This window comes from Streptomyces sp. NPDC094032 (assembly GCF_040303965.1).
GTDB lineage: Bacteria > Actinomycetota > Actinomycetes > Streptomycetales > Streptomycetaceae > Streptomyces.
Window position 1 is genome coordinate 170,365 of record NZ_JBEOUE010000011.1, and the last position, 15,688, is coordinate 186,052.

Consider the following 15,688-nt stretch of genomic DNA (forward strand, 5'->3'; position numbering starts at 1 on the left):
CGTCGACGGGGGCGGGGGTCGCCAGAGTTGCAAGGGGTTGCAGGATTACCCCAAGCACCCCGCGCGTCGCTCTGTGGAGCGGCACGATGGGCGGCAGCGGTCCTGGCCGGACACGACCCGGGCGCAGAACCGATACAGCACAGCCACAGACACAGACACAGCACAGACACAGCACGGAGTCAGCACCGCGGGGGAGCTGGGAGGGACCGATGAACAACACGAAGCTGGACCTGAACCGGCTCGCCGCGATGGACGCCGGAAAGGCGAGCCGGCTGCTGCACACGGTGCGCGAGGCGACCCTGGCGGGACGGACGCCGCCGGTGGCGCCGCGCCCGGTCATCGACGCGTCCTGGCAGCGCATGTTCCGGATCGGCCTGGACCCGGACCAGACCACGAGCAGTGTGCTCCTGGAGCGCGAGGAGCTGGAGCAGCGGCGCCGGGCGACGGTGCTCGGCGAGGTGATGCGGACGCTGAGCGCGGGTCTCGCGGGGATCGCCGACGCCTCGCTCCAGATCATGGTCGTCACGGACGAGCAGGGCCGGGTGCTGTGGCGCGAGGGCAACCTGGGGGTGCTGCGGCAGGCGAACGGGATCTGTCTGGAGGAGGGCGCGGCCTGGAGCGAGCAGTCGACCGGGACGAACGCGGTGGGCACGGCGCTCGCGATGGACCGGGCCGTGCAGGTCCACTCGGCCGAGCACTACGTCCACACCCTGCACAACTGGACCTGCGCCGCCGCGCCCGTGCACGACCCGCGCGACCAGCGGCTGCTCGGCATCGTGGACGTGAGCGGCCCGGCGTCCAGCTTCCATCCGGCGACGCTGGCGCTGGTCGGTTCGGTGGCGCAGCTCGCGGAGGCGGAGATGCGCCAGCGCCATCTGCGGTCGATCGAGCGGCTGCGTTCGGTGGCGGCGCCGATCCTGTGCCGGGTGGGCGGCCGGGCCATCGCGGTCGACACGCACGGCTGGACGGCGGCGGTGACCGGGATGGCGCCGGTGGACCGGCTCGCGCTGCCCAAGTCGTTCCGGGCGGGCCGGGTGTGGCTGCCGTCGCTGGGAATGTGCGCGGTGGAGCCGTTGCCGGGCGGCTGGCTGCTGCGGGCCGAGGAGGAGGCGCGGCCCGCCGACGCCGCTTCGGGGGCGGCGAGCCGGGTGGTGCTGGACCTGAGCGGGCCGCGCCGCCGCACGGTGTCGGTGGCGGGCGCGGCGGGCAGCTGGTCGCAGGAGCTGAGCCCGCGCCACGCCGAGCTGCTGTACGTGCTGGCGCTGCACCCGGAGGGCCGGACGGCGGCGGAGCTGGCGGAGGACGTGTTCGGGGACCGGACGCGGACGGTGACGGTACGGGCGGAGATGTCGCGGGTGCGGCGGAACCTGGCGGGGGTCCTGGCGCACCGCCCGTACCGCTTCAGCGAGGAGGTCGAGGTGGAGCTGCGCCGCCCTGACCACCCGGCGGACCTGCTGCCCCGGTCGACGGCCCCCGCGGTGCTGGCCGCCCGCGCGGCCTTGGGGTCGCAGTAAGGGGAGAGCGGCGTCCACCGTCCGTCCGCATGTCGGACAATGTGTCCGAGGACACCAGGTCCGCCCCCGTCACCTGTAGGAATCCCACGCTCCGCGTGATGCGATAAGCCCATGAGCATCACTCTCACCACCTGGTCGCTGGAACAGACCTCGCCGTCCGATCTGAACCCGGTCGCCCCGCCCGAGGGCGTCGAGCTGCGGATCGAGCGGGCCGGGGTGCCCTCGGCGGAGTTCAGCCGCTTCCTCTACACCGCGGTCGGCGGGGACATCCGCTGGACCGACCGGCTGTCGCTGACCTACCCGCAGTGGCGGGAGATCGTGGAGAAGCCGGGCGCCGAGATCTGGGTGGCGTACGAGAACGGGACACCGGCCGGCTACGTCGAGCTCGACCCGCAGGACGACGGGGTCGTGGAGATCGTCTACTTCGGCCTGATCCCCGCCTTCCGGGGCCGGCGGATCGGCGGCCGTCTCCTCTCGTACGGGGTGGAGCGCGCCTGGGACCTGGCCGAGCGCTGGCCGGACCGCGAGCCGACCAAGCGGGTCTGGCTGCACACCTGCTCGCTGGACGGTCCGCACGCGATGGCCAACTACGAGCGCCGGGGCTTCCGGCTGTTCGACACCAAGGTCGAGGAGATCGAGGAACCGGCCAACCCGGGGCCGTGGCCGGGCGCGAACGCCTGATTCGTCGGCTTCGGCCAACCGAAGCACCCGAAGAACACCCACCGAAGGGGCCCTGAACTGGGCCCCTTTCGCGTGACCCAGACCACACCATCTCGCACAGCGAGACACCTATGTCCACATTCTGGATAATGCTGGACTGGGTCCAAAGTCCCGTGACACGCTTCCGTCATGTCTGGAACTGGAATTGCCTTGGTGAGTCGGCGGCACGTCGACCTCGGCCGCATGTCCAGCGCCATCTGTTCGGCGCGCTGATCGAACCAGCACCGCCGCGCATCTTCCTGCAGTCCCTTTCTCTGCGCACTGTCGCGCCGCCCTCCATCCTGAGCGCGAGTGTGCAGGTCAGAGCCGCCCTCCCGCAGTCCCGAAGGACATATCGCCATGGCCGCCACCCCGGAAAACCCCACTCCCGCAGCCGCTCGCCGCAAGACCGGGCGCCACCGCGGCGAGGGTCAGTGGGCCGCGGGGCACTTCACCCCGCTGAACGGCAATGAGCAGTTCAAGAAGGACGACGACGGTCTCAATGTACGGACACGTATTGAGACGATCTACTCCAAGCGCGGATTCGACTCGATCGACCCCAACGACCTGCGCGGCCGGATGCGCTGGTGGGGTCTCTACACCCAGCGCCGCGAGGGTCTGGACGGCACCAAGACCGGTGTCCTGGAGCCGGAGGAGCTGGACGCCGAGTTCTTCATGCTGCGCGTCCGCATCGACGGCGGCCGGCTGACCACCGAGCAGCTGCGGGTGATCGGCGAGATCTCGCAGGAGTTCGCGCGCGGCACCGCCGACCTCACCGACCGGCAGAACGTCCAGTACCACTGGATCCGGATCGAGGACGTCCCGGAGATCTGGAACCGCCTGGAGGCGGTCGGCCTGTCCACCACCGAGGCCTGCGGCGACACCCCGCGCGTCATCCTCGGCTCGCCGGTCGCCGGCATCGCCGAGAACGAGATCATCGACGGCACCCCCGCCATCGAGGAGATCTACCGCCGCATCGTCGGCAACCCCGACTTCTCCAACCTGCCCCGCAAGTTCAAGTCCGCGGTCTCCGGCTCGCCGCTGCTCGACGTGGCGCACGAGATCAACGACATCGCCTTCGTCGGCGTGGAGCACCCGGAGCACGGCCCCGGCTTCGACGTCTGGGTCGGCGGCGGCCTCTCCACCAACCCCAAGCTGGGCGTCCGGCTCGGCACCTGGGTCTCGCTCGACGAGGTGCCCGACATCTACGAGGGCGTCATCTCGATCTTCCGCGACTACGGCTACCGCCGGCTGCGCACCCGCGCCCGCCTGAAGTTCCTCGTCGCCGACTGGGGCCCGGAGAAGTTCCGCCAGGTCCTGGAGGACGAGTACCTCAAGCGCAAGCTGACCGACGGGCCCGCGCCCGCGCAGCCGGCCGGTCAGTGGCGCGACCACGTGGGCGTGCACCGGCAGCAGGACGGGCGCTTCTACGTGGGCTTCGCCCCGCGCGTCGGCCGGGTCGACGGCACCACCCTGACCAAGATCGCCGAGATCGCCGAGGCGCACGGCTCGGGCCGGGTCCGTACCACCGCCGAGCAGAAGATGATCGTCCTGGACATCGAGGAGGCGCAGGTCGACTCGATCGTCTCCGCCCTGGAGTCCCTGGACCTGCGGGTCACCCCCTCGCCGTTCCGGCGCGGCACGATGGCCTGCACCGGCATCGAGTTCTGCAAGCTGGCCATCGTCGAGACCAAGGCGCGCGGCGCCTCGCTCATCGACGAACTGGAGCGCCGCATCCCGGAGTTCGACGAGCCGATCACCATCAACATCAACGGCTGCCCGAACGCCTGCGCCCGTATCCAGGTCGCCGACATCGGTCTCAAGGGCCAGCTGGTCCTGGACGACGACGGCAACCGGGTCGAGGGCTACCAGGTGCACCTGGGCGGCGCGCTCGGTCTGGAGGCGGGCTTCGGCCGCAAGGTCCGCGGCCTCAAGGTCACCTCGGCCGAGCTGCCCGACTACGTCGAGCGGGTCCTCACGCGCTTCCAGGAGAAGCGCGAGGACGGCGAGCGCTTCGCCACCTGGGCGGCGCGCGCGTCGGAGGAGGAGCTGTCGTGAGCGAGCGAGCCGCCCCCTTCCACTGCCCCTACTGCGGGGACGAGGACCTGCGTCCGCACGAGACCGGTCACGGCGCGTGGGAATGCCGGGCCTGCAGTCGAGCCTTCCAGCTGAAGTTCCTGGGGCTCCTCGCCCCGGAGACTTCGGGCAACACCCCTGGGAGGGAACAGATATGACGGGCACTCGGATTACGCGGGACACCACGGCGGACGAGCTCAAGGCCCTCGCCGAGCAGGCCGGCCGCGAGCTGGAGGACGCCTCCGCGCTGGAGATCCTCCAGTGGGCCGCGGGCACCTTCGGCGAGCGCTTCTGCGTCACCTCCTCCATGGAGGACGCGGTCGTCGCCCACCTCGCCTCGCGCGCCCTGCCCGGTGTGGACGTGGTCTTCCTCGACACCGGCTACCACTTCCCCGAGACCATAGGCACCCGTGACGCGGTCGACGCCGTCATGGACGTCAACGTCATCACCCTGACCCCGCGTCAGACGGTCGAGGAGCAGGACGCCGAGTACGGGGCGAAGCTGCACGAGCGCGACCCCGACCTGTGCTGCGCGCTGCGCAAGGTGAAGCCGCTGGAGGAGGGCCTGACCGCGTACGCCGCGTGGGCCACCGGCCTGCGCCGCGACGAGTCCCCGACCCGGGCGAACACCCCGGTCGTCGGCTGGGACGAGAAGCGGGGCAAGGTCAAGGTCTCCCCCATCGCCCGCTGGACCCAGGACGACGTCGACGCGTACGTCCTGGAGCACGGCGTGCTCACCAACCCGCTCCTGATGGACGGTTACGCCTCCGTCGGCTGCGCCCCCTGCACCCGCAGGGTCGAGGACGGCGAGGACGCGCGGGCCGGCCGCTGGGCCGGGCGGGCCAAGACCGAGTGCGGACTGCACGCCTGATGACCACCACCCCCCACACCGAGACCTCCCAGGAGAACCACGTGACCGGTGCCACCGTCTGGCTCACCGGCCTGCCGAGCGCCGGCAAGACGACCATCGCGTACGAGCTGGCCGGCCGGCTGCGCGCCGAGGGGCAGCGCGTCGAGGTCCTCGACGGCGACGAGATCCGCGAGTTCCTCTCCGCGGGCCTCGGCTTCAGCCGCGAGGACCGGCACACCAACGTGCAGCGCATCGGCTTCGTCGCGGAGCTGCTCGCCTCGAACGGCGTCACGGTCCTGGTCCCGGTCATCGCGCCGTACGAGGACAGCCGCGAGGCGGTCCGCAAGCGCCACGCCGCCCAGGACACCCCGTACGTCGAGGTGCATGTCGCCACTCCGGTGGAGGTGTGCTCGGTGCGGGACGTGAAGGGGCTGTACGCCAAGCAGGCCGCGGGTGAGCTCTCCGGGCTGACCGGCGTCGACGACCCGTACGACGAGCCGCGGAACCCGGATCTGCGGATCGAGTCCCACACCCAGACCGTGCAGGAGTCCGCGGCGCAGCTTCACGCGCTGCTCACCGAGAGGGGTCTGCTGTGACCACTGTCGCTCATGTCCACGAGGCGACCGACAGCCCGTTCGCGCTGTCGCACCTCGACTCCCTGGAGTCGGAGGCCGTCCACATCTTCCGTGAGGTGGCGGGCGAGTTCGAGCGGCCGGTGATCCTGTTCTCCGGCGGCAAGGACTCGATCGTCATGCTGCACCTGGCGCTGAAGGCCTTCGCCCCGGCGCCGGTGCCCTTCACGCTGCTGCACGTCGACACGGGGCACAACTTCCCCGAGGTCATCGAGTACCGCGACCGGGTCGTGGCCCAGCACGGGCTGCGGCTGCACGTGGCCTCCGTGCAGGAGTACATCGACGCGGGCAAGCTGCGCGAGCGCCCCGACGGCACCCGCAACCCGCTCCAGACCGTGCCGCTGACGGAGGCGATCCAGCAGCACCGCTTCGACGCGGTGTTCGGCGGCGGGCGGCGCGACGAGGAGAAGGCGCGCGCCAAGGAGCGGGTGTTCAGCCTGCGCGACGAGTTCTCCCAGTGGGACCCGCGCCGGCAGCGCCCCGAGCTGTGGCAGCTGTACAACGGGCGGCACGCGCCGGGTGAGCACGTCCGGGTCTTCCCGCTGTCCAACTGGACCGAGCTGGACGTGTGGCAGTACATCGCCCGCGAGGGCATCGAGCTGCCGGAGATCTACTTCGCGCACGAGCGGGAGGTCTTCGCCCGCAACGGCATGTGGCTGACCGCGGGCGAGTGGGGCGGCCCGAAGGACACCGAGACGGTCGAGACGCGGCTGATCCGCTACCGCACCGTCGGCGACATGTCCTGCACGGGCGCGGTGGACTCCGACGCCACGACGCTGGACGCCGTGATCGCCGAGATCGCCGCCTCCCGGCTCACCGAGCGGGGCGCGACCCGCGCCGACGACAAGATGTCCGAGGCCGCGATGGAAGACCGCAAGCGCGAGGGGTACTTCTAATGAGCACGTCCACCGAGCAGTTCGCCGACGTCTCGGCGACCACCCTGCTGCGCTTCGCCACCGCCGGCTCCGTCGACGACGGCAAGTCCACGCTGGTGGGCCGGCTCCTGCACGACTCCAAGTCGGTCCTCACCGACCAGCTGGAGGCCGTGGAGCACGCCTCGCGTTCGCGTGGTCAGGAGGCGCCGGACCTGGCGCTGCTGACCGACGGTCTGCGGGCCGAGCGGGAGCAGGGCATCACGATCGACGTGGCGTACCGCTACTTCGCGACGCCCCGGCGCCGGTTCATCCTGGCCGACACCCCCGGGCATGTGCAGTACACCCGGAACATGGTGACGGGCGCCTCGACGGCCGAGCTGGCCGTGGTCCTGGTCGACGCCCGCAACGGGGTCGTGGAGCAGACCCGCCGGCACGCGGCGGTCGCGGCGCTGCTGCGGGTGCCGCACGTGGTGCTCGCGGTGAACAAGATGGACCTGGTCGAGTACCGGGAGTCCGTCTTCGCGTCCATCGCCGAGGAGTTCACGACGTACGCCTCCGAGCTGGGCGTCCCGGAGATCACCGCGATCCCGATCTCGGCGCTGGCCGGTGACAACGTGGTGGAGCCGTCGGCGAACATGGACTGGTACGGCGGTCCGACGGTCCTGGAGCACCTGGAGACCGTCCCGGTCAGCCACGACCTGACGGCCTGTCACGCGCGCTTTCCGGTGCAGTACGTGATCCGCCCGCAGACGGCCGAGCACCCCGACTACCGGGGGTACGCGGGCCAGATCGCGGCCGGTGCCTTCCGGGTCGGCGAGCAGATCACCGTACTGCCCTCCGGGAAGACCACGACGATCACCGGGATCGACGCGCTGGGCGAGTCCGTGGACATCGCCTGGGCGCCGCAGTCGGTGACGATCCGGCTCGCCGACGACATCGACATCTCGCGCGGCGACCTGCTCGCCCCGGCCGGGGACGCCCCGGCCACCAGCCAGGACGTCGAGGCGACCGTCTGCCACGTGGCGGACACCCCGCTGTCGGTCGGGCAGCGCGTCCTGCTCAAGCACACCACCCGCACGGTCAAGGCGATCGTGAAGGAGATCCCGTCCCGGCTCACCCTGGACGACCTCTCCCAGCACCCGGAGCCCGGGCAGCTGGTCGCCAACGACATCGGCCGGGTCAGGGTCCGTACCGCCGAGCCGCTCGCGCTCGACGCGTACGCCGACTCCCGCCGTACGGGTTCGTTCCTGCTGATCGACCCCGCGGACGGCACGACGCTCGCGGCCGGCATGGCGGGCGAGTCGTTCGCCTCGGCCAAGCCCGTGGCCGCCGCCGAGGCTGCGGACACCGAAGAAGGATGGGACTTCTGACGATGATTCAGGACTTCTGGGCCACCTTCGCGAAGGAGGGCGGCCGGGTGGGTTCCGGTGCGCTCGGCGCGGGCCGGGGAGGTGTCGCGCGATGTGCGTGCTGACCTCCGCGCGCCGCTGTCGCGGCGCTTCGATGCTCGACCCGCTCCACCCCGTACGACATCGACATAGACGCAGACTTCGCAGAAGCTGATCCGAGGGGAACACCTCCCGTGCCTGCCACCACCCGTACCACCCTGCGCCGCGGCCTGGCCGCCGCTGCCGCCCTGCCCCTGCTCATCGGGGCGCTCGCCTCCTGCGGCTATGGCTCCGAGGCCAAGAACAGCAAGAACTCCGCGAACAACGAGAAGAAGGTGGCCGCCGAGGGCGCGAAGCTCTCCGCCGACACCGTACGGCTCGGGTACTTCCCCAACCTGACGCACGCCACCGCGCTGGTCGGCGACCAGGAGGGCATCTTCCAGAAGGAGCTGGGCGGCACCCAGTTGAAGGTGTCGACCTTCAACGCCGGCCCCTCCGAGATCGAGGCGCTCAACGCCGACTCGATCGACATCGGCTTCATCGGCCCCTCGCCGTCCATCAACGGCTTCACGAAGTCGAAGGGCACCAACCTGCGCATCGTCGGCGGCTCGGCCGCCGGTGGCGTGAAGCTGGTCGTCAACCCGGCGAAGATCAAGTCGCTTGACGAGGTCAAGGGCAAGCGGATCGCCACCCCGCAGCTGGGCAACACCCAGGACGTGGCCTTCCTCAACTGGATCTCGGAGAAGGGCTGGAACGTCGACGCCCAGAGCGGCAAGGGCGACGTCTCGGTGGTCCGCACGGACAACAAGATCACCCCGGACGCCTACAAGTCCGGCTCCATCGACGGCGCCTGGGTGCCGGAGCCGACCGCGTCCAAGCTGGTCAGCGAGGGCGCGAAGGTGCTGCTCGACGAGTCCGACCTGTGGCCGGACAAGAAGTTCGTCATCACCAACATCATCGTGTCGCAGAAGTTCCTGAAGGCGCACCCCGACGTGGTGGAGGCGGTGCTGCGCGGTTCGGTGAAGACCAACGAGTGGATCAACGCCAACCAGGACAAGGCGAAGGCCTCGGCCAACGCCAAGCTGAAGGAGCTGTCGGGCAAGCCGCTCGGCGCGAAGGTGATCGACAGCGCCTGGCCGTCGATCCAGTTCATCGACGACCCGCTGGCGGCCACCCTTCAGGCGCAGGCCGACCACGCCGTCAAGGCCGGTCTCCTCAAGCAGCCCGACCTGAACGGCATCTACGACCTGAAGCCGCTCAACAAGGTCCTGAAGGCCGCGGGCAAGCCCGAGGTCTCCGACGCCGGTCTCGGCGCGAAGTAACCCAGCCGCAGCTTTCTCCCAGGAGGTGACGACCATGGCCACGACCACGACGCTCGCCAAGGCCGAGGACCGCGTCGGCGCGGTGGGTCACGCCGCGCGCATCGAGCACGTCTCGAAGTCCTTCGGCGGTCCCGCCGGCGGACAGCTCGTCCTCGACGACATCTCGCTCGATGTCGCCCCGGGCGAGTTCGTCACCCTCCTGGGCGCCTCGGGCTGCGGCAAGTCCACGCTGCTCAACCTGGTCGCCGGGCTCGACCGGCCGTCCGCGGGGTCCATCGAGACCCCCGGCGGCCGGCCGGCCCTGATGTTCCAGGAGCACGCCCTGTTCCCGTGGCTCACCGCGGGCAAGAACATCGAGCTCGCGCTGAAGCTGCGCGGGCTCCCGAAGGCCGAGCGCCGCCCGGAGGCCGAGCGGCTGCTCGACCTGGTGCGGCTCGGCGGCTCGTACGGCAAGCGCGTCCACGAGCTGTCCGGCGGCATGCGCCAGCGCGTCGCGCTGGCCCGGGCGCTCGCCCAGGCCAGCGACCTGCTCCTGATGGACGAGCCGTTCGCCGCGCTCGACGCGATCACCCGGGACGTCCTGCACGACGAGCTCACCCGGATCTGGCGCGAGACCCGGCTCTCGGTCCTCTTCGTCACGCACAACGTGCGCGAGGCCGTGCGGCTGGCCGAGCGCGTCGTCCTGCTGTCCTCCCGGCCGGGCCGGATCGCCCGCGAGTGGACCATCGACATTCCGCAGCCGCGCCGCATCGAGGACGCCGCCGTGGCGGAGCTGTCCGTCGAGATCACCGAAGAACTGCGTGGGGAGATCCGCCGCCATGGCCAGCACTGACACGACGCCGCCCGCCGCCCGGGCCAAGACCGACGACCTCGCCGGTCTGGAGGCCGGCCTGGACGCGCTCGACAGCGTGCAGCTGCGCCGGGCCCCGGTGCGCGAGGTCCTCCTGAAGAAGGTCCTGCCGCCGGTCCTCGCCATCGTGCTGGTCCTGGTGGTGTGGCAGATCCTGGTGTCCGCGAAGGTCGCCGACGAGGGCAAGCTGCCCTCCCCCGGCGCCGTCTGGGACAGCCTGTCCACGATGTGGCTGGAGGGCACCCTCCTCGAAGTCCTGTGGACCAGCGTCTCCCGGGCCCTGCTGGGCTTCCTGCTCGCCCTCGCGATCGGCACGCCGCTGGGCCTGCTGGTCGCCCGGGTCGGCGTGGTACGCACGGCGATCGGCCCGATCCTGTCCGGACTCCAGTCGCTGCCCTCGGTCGCCTGGGTGGCGCCCGCGGTGCTGTGGCTGGGCCTCAACGACAGCATGATGTTCGCGGTGATCCTGCTCGGCGCGGTCCCGTCCATCGCCAACGGCCTGGTGGCCGGCGTGGACCAGGTGCCGCCGCTGTTCCTGCGCGCCGGGCGCACGCTCGGCGCGACCGGACTCAAGGGCGCCTGGCACATCGTGATGCCGGCCGCGCTGCCCGGCTACCTCGCGGGCCTCAAGCAGGGCTGGGCGTTCTCCTGGCGGTCACTCATGGCGGCGGAGATCATCGCCTCCTCGCCCGACCTGGGCCTCGGCCTCGGCCAGCTCCTGGAGAACGGGCGCAACAACTTCGACATGCCGGGGATCTTCCTGGCGATCTTCCTCATCCTGCTCGTCGGTGTCGCCATCGACCTGCTGATCTTCAGCCCGGTGGAGCGTGCCGTCCTGCGCCGCCGCGGCCTGCTGGTGAAGGCCTGAGCACCATGAACGCCCCGACCCTCCTCGTCATCGCCCACGGCAGCCGCGACCCGCGGCACGCGGCGACCGTCCACGCGCTGGTGCGCCGGGCCGGTGCGCTGCGGCCGGGGCTGCGGGTGGAGACGGCGTTCCTGGACTTCAACCTGCCCTCGGTACCGGGGGTGCTCGACCGGCTCGCCGCCGACGGGGTGCGGGAGGTGGTGGCGCTGCCACTGCTGCTGACCCGCGCCTTCCACGCGAAGGCCGACATCCCCGCCGTACTGCGGCAGGCCCCGGCGGGCCTGCGGGTCCGGCAGGCGGAGGTCCTCGGCCCCTCGCCGCTGCTGCTCGCGGCGGTCGAACGGCGGCTGTACGAGGCCGGGCTCGCGCCCGGCGACAAGGGCTCGACCGGGGTCGTCCTGGCCTCGGCGGGCTCCAGTGACCCGGAGGCGATCGCGGTGATCGCAGAAACGGCGCGGGAGCTGCGGCGCACCGGTTGGTGCTCCGTGCGGCCCGCGTTCGCCTCCGCATCCCTCCCGCGCACGGACGAGGCGGTACGCGCGCTCCGCGCGGAGCCCGGCGTGCGCCGGGTGGCCGTGGCCCCGTACGTGATCGCGCCGGGCCGCCTCCCGGACCGCATCGCGGCGGGCGCGGCCGAGGCGGACGTCCTCGCGGACGTCCTGGGCCCCGCCCCGGAACTGGCCCGGCTGCTCCTGGAGCGGTACGGGGCGGCGGTGGGCGCCGCGGCCGACCGGCTGACGGCCGTCGGCTAGGCCTTCGGCGTACGCCCGCTCAGCGCGAGGGCTCGGGTGAAGGCGTCCGCGTCGGCGGGGACGGTGACCGGCTCGGCGAAGCCGTCGTACTGGCGGAAGACCTCGGCGTAGCGCTCGACGACGTCGAGCAGGAAGACGGCGGTGTCCTCGGGGATCCCGAAGGGCCGGCCCGTGGAGGTGGCCAGGTCCCAGCCGTGCAGGGCGAGTTCCTTGACGAGCATCGAGGCGATCTCGGGGGCGGCGACGGAGCTGCCGCCGAGGTCCACCTCGCCCTCCCACGCCTCCGGCTTCGCCCAGGCGGCAAGCGCCCGGTCGAGCTGGGCGGCGTACCGCTCGGGCCAGTCGGCGTCGGCGGTGAAGTCGCGCTGGACGGTCTCCTCGGGCAACGGGGTGCGCAGGGCGCGGTGTTCGAGGCCGTGCGCGCTGTAGAGGACGAGGTGGTTGGCGAGTTCGCGGACCGTCCAGTCGGCGCAGACGGACGGCGCGGCGAGCTGCCCCGGGGTGATCCCGCGCGTGACGCGGGCGGCTTCGGCGGCGCAGGCGGTGAGGTGTGCGTGGATCTCGTTCATGCCGTCGACGCTACGGAGGGCCGCCGGGCCCGGTCTTGAACTTTCGCGACAGTCAGGCGAAGTCGAGTCCGCCGGTGCGGGTGCGCTTGATCTCGAAGAGGTCGGGGTGACCGGTGAGCACGCGGTAGCTGTCGAAGAGCTCGGCGGCCCGCTCGCCGCGCGGGATGGCCCGCAGCACGGGGCCGAACCAGGCGGTGCCGTCGACGTGCAGGGTGGGGGTGCCCACGTAGGCCTCGGCCTCGGGGTCCTTGCCGGCGTCGTGGCTGCGGCGGACGGCCTCGTCGTACGCGGGGTCGTGGGCGGCCTCGGCGAGCGCGGCGGGCAGGCCGAGCTCCGCGAGGGACTCGGCGATCACGGCGTCGAAGTCCTTGTTCTTCCGCTCGTGGATGCGGGTGCCGTACGCGGTGTAGAGCGGGCGCAGGATCTCCTCGCCGTGCTGTTCGGCAGCGGCGGCGGCGACCCGGACGGGGCCGATGGAGGCGTCCACGAGGGTGCGGTACCAGTCGGGCAGTTCGTTGCCCTCGTTGTGGAAGTAGAGGCTCATCACGCGGAAGCGCAGGTCGAGGTCGCGGTGCCGCTCGACTTCGAGGATCCAGCGGGAGGTGATCCAGGCGAAGGGGCAGGCGGGGTCGAAGTAGAAGTCCACGGTGGTCGTCATGGGAGCAACCCTAGTCAGCGGATGGCCCGAGGGCCCGGGCCATTCGCGCTGCACGGGACTGGGCCAATCACGCGCCGGGCGCGGTCAGCTCCACCAGCTTGGCGACGGTGTTCCAGTTGCGGGCGGTGACAGTGTGGTCCTTGTGGAGGGAGGGCCGGGAGACGGCCTCCCCCAGTTTCGAGGTGCCGAGGCCGCCGGGGGCGTAGAGGTAGAGCACCCGGTCGCCGAGGGCGAACGCCTCGGGCAGGAAGGCCTCCTGGTCGATCCCGGCGAAACGGTCCGCCGTGACGGGCCCGGAGAAGTAGAGGGCGTGGAGCTGCTTGCCCTCCAGTTCGACGGCGGGGAAGGGGCAGGCCCCGGCGACGGCGGCGAGGTACGCGTGGTCGCGGACGAGGCAGGGCACGCGGAAGCCGAAGTGCCGCTCGATCGCGGCTTCGAGAGCGGCGGCGAGCTCGTCCTCGGCACCCTCGGCGCCCTCGGCGTTCTCGCGGTCGGTGGTGAAGACGGCGTTGCCGCTCTGGAGATAGGTCCGCACCTCGCGGTGGCCGAGTCCTTCGAGGACGGAACGGAGCTCCGCCATGGGGACTCTGTTGCGTCCGCTCACGTTGATGCCACGGAGCAGGGCCGCGTAGGTCGTCGTCATGTCCACACCCTAGGACGGCCGCCGTGCCCCGTGGGGGAGGGCGCGACGGCCGCCGGCCGTGGGGCCACCGGAAGCGGACTCTCCGGTAGCTCGCCGAAACCCTGGCCGATGGGAGGGGCCGAATCAAGGGCTCCGCGCAGCTGTGACTTATTCAACGACGTTTCGTAATGAGGAATCAGGACGAGCCGTCCGATTCCCGGTGCCGGTCCGGCCGGTCGCACCGGGGCGCGTGGGGTGGGCGGGACTTCCGGGGAGGGCGGGACTGACTGGTTCGGCATCGCTCGATCAGGTGACTCGGCATGGTGCCGGTCCGGGGCGGTGAGCCTCTCCTGGGCCGTCCGCCGACGGCCCGACGCGAAGTTCTCGACCCAGGAGGCGGGACCATGAGCATGATCCAGACCGGCAGGATCGAATTGAACTCCACGCACCCCGTGGCGACCGTCGGAGGCGACACGTCGACCTTCACGCAGGTCACGTTCCCCACCCCGTTCCCGGCCGGCTCCTCGGTGGTGGTCCTGCCGCTGACGCAGACCTTCAACGGCCCCGAGACGCCCGGCATCCGGGTCCACGACGTCACCGTGACGGGCTTCAAGATCCGCTTCAACGAACTCAACGGCGGCGCCTTCCGCAGCGACGGCCTCCACGCCACCGAGACCGTCGGCTGGCTGGCCACCACGGTCTGACCCGGCACGAGCACCCGGCGGCCCGCACCCCCGATCGGGTGCGGGCCGTCGGCACGCGAGGACGGCCGGGGTCAGCGGAGTTCCGCCTCGATCAGGTCGGCCGCGCGCCGGGTCCCGCCCTCGCGGGCCATCTCCTCCTGGATCGCCCGGGCCCTGCGGGCGACCTCGGGGTCGGCGACGAGGCCGAGCACGGCCTCGCGCAGCCGGGCGGGGGTGACCTCCTCCATCGGCAGATGGCGGGCGACGCCGAGGGCCTGGAGCATGTCGGCGTTGCCGAACTGGTCGACCGCCTGGGGCACGGCGACCATCGGGGTCGCCGTGGCGAGGCCCTCCTGGCTGCCGCCGGCGCCCGCGTGGGTGACGAACGCGTCGGCCTGCGCCAGGATCTGCGGCTGCGGGACCCAGGAGCGCACCTCGATGTTGTCCGGGATCTCGCCGAGTTCGGCCGGGTCGACGAACTTCCCGATCTGGAGCACCACATGCCAGTCGTCGAGCCCGCCGAAGGCCTCGACGCAGTCCCGGTAGAAGCCCGGCTGCTTGGTGTAGGAGGAGCCGAGCGAGATCAGGAGCAGCTTCCCGGCGCCCTCGGGGCGGCGCCACTCCCCCGGCTCGGCGCGCTCGCCCCGGCAGGCGCCGACGAAGGTGAAGACGGACTCGTCGACCCGGTCGGCGTGCGGCTGGAGCGCCCGGGGGATGAGCACGAGGCCGCGGCGCGGGCGGGCCACGAAGGCGTCGGGGTGGGTGCGGACGCCGTGCGCGGTGAGCCAGGCGGTGAAGCGGTCGTAGTACGCGATGCCGCGCGCGGTGGCCTTGAGCTCCGCGTACATCGGCTCGGCGACCTCCTCCTCGTACCCCTCCCAGGGGACGAGGTTCGGCCAGAGCGAGACGGCGGGGACGCCCCAGGCGTGGGCGAGGACGCGGGCGGGGTACGAGGTGATGTCGTGCAGGACCAGGTCGGGGCGGTCGGCCTCGAAGGCCGCGTCGAGCTGCGGGAGCGCCTGGATCGCGTCCGCCAGGAAGGGCTCGATGTTGTCGATGAGTTCGGCGCCCCAGGCGTCGGGGTCGTCGTCGGTGGGGAGGGTCGAGCCGTAGACGACGGGGGTGGCGCCGGTCGCGGCGACCTTCTCCGCGAAGGCGGCGGGGATCGCGTAGCTCACCCGGTGGCCCCGGTCGACGAGCTCGCGGATCACGTCGAGGCTGGGGTTCACATGCCCGTGCGCGGCGATGGAGAACATGGCGATGTGGGAGCGGGGGTGCGTGGTCATGCACCCCACCATAAGTGAGACGATACGTCTCGTCTAACTAATTC

General features: G+C 71.6%; 17 protein-coding genes and 1 pseudogene. 14 read left to right on the forward strand and 4 right to left on the reverse strand.

The genetic code is table 11. From position 1 onward, the window contains the following. The first annotated feature begins 209 nt into the window (after window positions 1–209). From ABTZ54_RS18010 to ABTZ54_RS18070, 13 genes are all read left to right on the forward strand, one after another. Window positions 210–1,514, forward strand: coding sequence for a GAF domain-containing protein (locus ABTZ54_RS18010; protein WP_351664073.1), 1,305 nt, complete (start codon window positions 210–212; stop codon window positions 1,512–1,514). A 111-nt stretch (window positions 1,515–1,625) separates the two neighbouring features. Next, on the forward strand, window positions 1,626–2,195 hold the full coding sequence (locus ABTZ54_RS18015; RefSeq protein WP_351664075.1) for a GNAT family N-acetyltransferase: 570 nt from the start codon (window positions 1,626–1,628) through the stop codon (window positions 2,193–2,195). 168 nt (window positions 2,196–2,363) lie between these two features. Continuing rightward, entirely contained in the window at window positions 2,364–2,447 is an 84-nt protein-coding gene (locus ABTZ54_RS18020; RefSeq protein WP_351188065.1) for a putative leader peptide, read from the forward strand. 126 nt (window positions 2,448–2,573) lie between these two features. Beyond that, complete coding sequence (locus ABTZ54_RS18025) at window positions 2,574–4,271, forward strand: nitrite/sulfite reductase (RefSeq protein ID WP_351664077.1); 1,698 nt, start codon at window positions 2,574–2,576, stop codon at window positions 4,269–4,271. Further along, window positions 4,268–4,447 (forward strand): hypothetical protein, encoded by a 180-nt coding sequence (locus ABTZ54_RS18030; protein ID WP_351664079.1) that lies wholly within the window; start codon window positions 4,268–4,270, stop codon window positions 4,445–4,447. Before ABTZ54_RS18025 ends, ABTZ54_RS18030 begins: the two co-directional genes overlap by 4 nt. Then, complete coding sequence (locus ABTZ54_RS18035) at window positions 4,444–5,160, forward strand: phosphoadenylyl-sulfate reductase (RefSeq protein WP_351664081.1); 717 nt, start codon at window positions 4,444–4,446, stop codon at window positions 5,158–5,160. Before ABTZ54_RS18030 ends, ABTZ54_RS18035 begins: the two co-directional genes overlap by 4 nt. Continuing rightward, window positions 5,160–5,735: an adenylyl-sulfate kinase gene (gene cysC / locus ABTZ54_RS18040; protein WP_351664083.1), complete on the forward strand. Its 576-nt coding sequence runs from the start codon at window positions 5,160–5,162 to the stop codon at window positions 5,733–5,735. Before ABTZ54_RS18035 ends, cysC begins: the two co-directional genes overlap by 1 nt. Then, entirely contained in the window at window positions 5,732–6,667 is a 936-nt protein-coding gene (gene cysD, locus ABTZ54_RS18045; protein ID WP_351664085.1) for a sulfate adenylyltransferase subunit CysD, read from the forward strand. Before cysC ends, cysD begins: the two co-directional genes overlap by 4 nt. Beyond that, complete coding sequence (locus ABTZ54_RS18050) at window positions 6,667–8,016, forward strand: sulfate adenylyltransferase subunit 1 (RefSeq protein WP_351664087.1); 1,350 nt, start codon at window positions 6,667–6,669, stop codon at window positions 8,014–8,016. Before cysD ends, ABTZ54_RS18050 begins: the two co-directional genes overlap by 1 nt. Before the next feature lie 212 nt (window positions 8,017–8,228). Then, window positions 8,229–9,356 carry an aliphatic sulfonate ABC transporter substrate-binding protein gene (locus ABTZ54_RS18055; RefSeq protein WP_351664089.1) on the forward strand — a complete coding sequence of 376 codons (1,128 nt, stop codon included), beginning with the start codon at window positions 8,229–8,231 and terminating at the stop codon, window positions 9,354–9,356. A gap of 34 nt (window positions 9,357–9,390) precedes the next feature. Next, complete coding sequence (locus ABTZ54_RS18060) at window positions 9,391–10,188, forward strand: ABC transporter ATP-binding protein (protein ID WP_351664091.1); 798 nt, start codon at window positions 9,391–9,393, stop codon at window positions 10,186–10,188. Continuing rightward, window positions 10,175–11,074: an ABC transporter permease gene (locus tag ABTZ54_RS18065; protein ID WP_351664093.1), complete on the forward strand. Its 900-nt coding sequence runs from the start codon at window positions 10,175–10,177 to the stop codon at window positions 11,072–11,074. The genes ABTZ54_RS18060 and ABTZ54_RS18065 overlap by 14 nt, the downstream gene beginning before the upstream one ends. Before the next feature lie 5 nt (window positions 11,075–11,079). Further along, window positions 11,080–11,826 (forward strand): sirohydrochlorin chelatase, encoded by a 747-nt coding sequence (locus ABTZ54_RS18070; RefSeq protein ID WP_351664095.1) that lies wholly within the window; start codon window positions 11,080–11,082, stop codon window positions 11,824–11,826. Here the strand turns inward: ABTZ54_RS18070 and ABTZ54_RS18075 are convergent. From ABTZ54_RS18075 to ABTZ54_RS18085, 3 genes are all read right to left on the reverse strand, one after another. Then, on the reverse strand, window positions 11,823–12,395 hold the full coding sequence (locus ABTZ54_RS18075; protein ID WP_351664097.1) for a TIGR03086 family metal-binding protein: 573 nt from the start codon (window positions 12,393–12,395) through the stop codon (window positions 11,823–11,825). The genes ABTZ54_RS18070 and ABTZ54_RS18075 overlap by 4 nt on opposite strands. Window positions 12,396–12,447: 52 nt before the next feature. Further along, the gene (locus ABTZ54_RS18080; protein WP_351664099.1) at window positions 12,448–13,053 is read right to left on the reverse strand and encodes a mycothiol-dependent nitroreductase Rv2466c family protein; all 606 of its coding nucleotides are present in this window, start codon (window positions 13,051–13,053) and stop codon (window positions 12,448–12,450) included. 67 nt (window positions 13,054–13,120) lie between these two features. After that, on the reverse strand, window positions 13,121–13,696 hold the full coding sequence (locus ABTZ54_RS18085; RefSeq protein WP_351664101.1) for a DUF1697 domain-containing protein: 576 nt from the start codon (window positions 13,694–13,696) through the stop codon (window positions 13,121–13,123). Between the two features lie 383 nt (window positions 13,697–14,079). Here ABTZ54_RS18085 and ABTZ54_RS18090 point away from each other — a divergent pair, with 383 nt between their 5' ends. Further along, window positions 14,080–14,379 (forward strand): gp53-like domain-containing protein, encoded by a 300-nt coding sequence (locus ABTZ54_RS18090; RefSeq protein WP_351664103.1) that lies wholly within the window; start codon window positions 14,080–14,082, stop codon window positions 14,377–14,379. Between the two features lie 71 nt (window positions 14,380–14,450). Here ABTZ54_RS18090 and mgt read toward each other — a convergent pair. Further along, window positions 14,451–15,681, reverse strand: a pseudogene (gene mgt / locus ABTZ54_RS18095) (macrolide-inactivating glycosyltransferase); the annotation flags it as partial. Window positions 15,682–15,688 lie beyond the last annotated feature (7 nt).

What these genes read in the sequence shown, in the direction of transcription:
- ABTZ54_RS18065 (WP_351664093.1), top strand. Translation starts at nt 10,175, where the DNA reads ATGGCCAGCACTGACACGACGCCGCCCGCCGCCCGGGCCAAGACCGAC.
- ABTZ54_RS18070 (WP_351664095.1), top strand. Translation starts at nt 11,080, where the DNA reads ATGAACGCCCCGACCCTCCTCGTCATCGCCCACGGCAGCCGCGACCCG.
- ABTZ54_RS18075 (WP_351664097.1), bottom strand. Translation starts at nt 12,395, where the DNA reads ATGAACGAGATCCACGCACACCTCACCGCCTGCGCCGCCGAAGCCGCC.
- ABTZ54_RS18035 (WP_351664081.1), top strand. Translation starts at nt 4,444, where the DNA reads ATGACGGGCACTCGGATTACGCGGGACACCACGGCGGACGAGCTCAAG.
- ABTZ54_RS18080 (WP_351664099.1), bottom strand. Translation starts at nt 13,053, where the DNA reads ATGACGACCACCGTGGACTTCTACTTCGACCCCGCCTGCCCCTTCGCC.
- ABTZ54_RS18085 (WP_351664101.1), bottom strand. Translation starts at nt 13,696, where the DNA reads ATGACGACGACCTACGCGGCCCTGCTCCGTGGCATCAACGTGAGCGGA.
- ABTZ54_RS18015 (WP_351664075.1), top strand. Translation starts at nt 1,626, where the DNA reads ATGAGCATCACTCTCACCACCTGGTCGCTGGAACAGACCTCGCCGTCC.
- cysC (WP_351664083.1), top strand. Translation starts at nt 5,160, where the DNA reads ATGACCACCACCCCCCACACCGAGACCTCCCAGGAGAACCACGTGACC.
- ABTZ54_RS18060 (WP_351664091.1), top strand. Translation starts at nt 9,391, where the DNA reads ATGGCCACGACCACGACGCTCGCCAAGGCCGAGGACCGCGTCGGCGCG.
- ABTZ54_RS18050 (WP_351664087.1), top strand. Translation starts at nt 6,667, where the DNA reads ATGAGCACGTCCACCGAGCAGTTCGCCGACGTCTCGGCGACCACCCTG.
- ABTZ54_RS18020 (WP_351188065.1), top strand. Translation starts at nt 2,364, where the DNA reads ATGTCTGGAACTGGAATTGCCTTGGTGAGTCGGCGGCACGTCGACCTC.
- ABTZ54_RS18090 (WP_351664103.1), top strand. Translation starts at nt 14,080, where the DNA reads ATGAGCATGATCCAGACCGGCAGGATCGAATTGAACTCCACGCACCCC.
- ABTZ54_RS18025 (WP_351664077.1), top strand. Translation starts at nt 2,574, where the DNA reads ATGGCCGCCACCCCGGAAAACCCCACTCCCGCAGCCGCTCGCCGCAAG.
- ABTZ54_RS18010 (WP_351664073.1), top strand. Translation starts at nt 210, where the DNA reads ATGAACAACACGAAGCTGGACCTGAACCGGCTCGCCGCGATGGACGCC.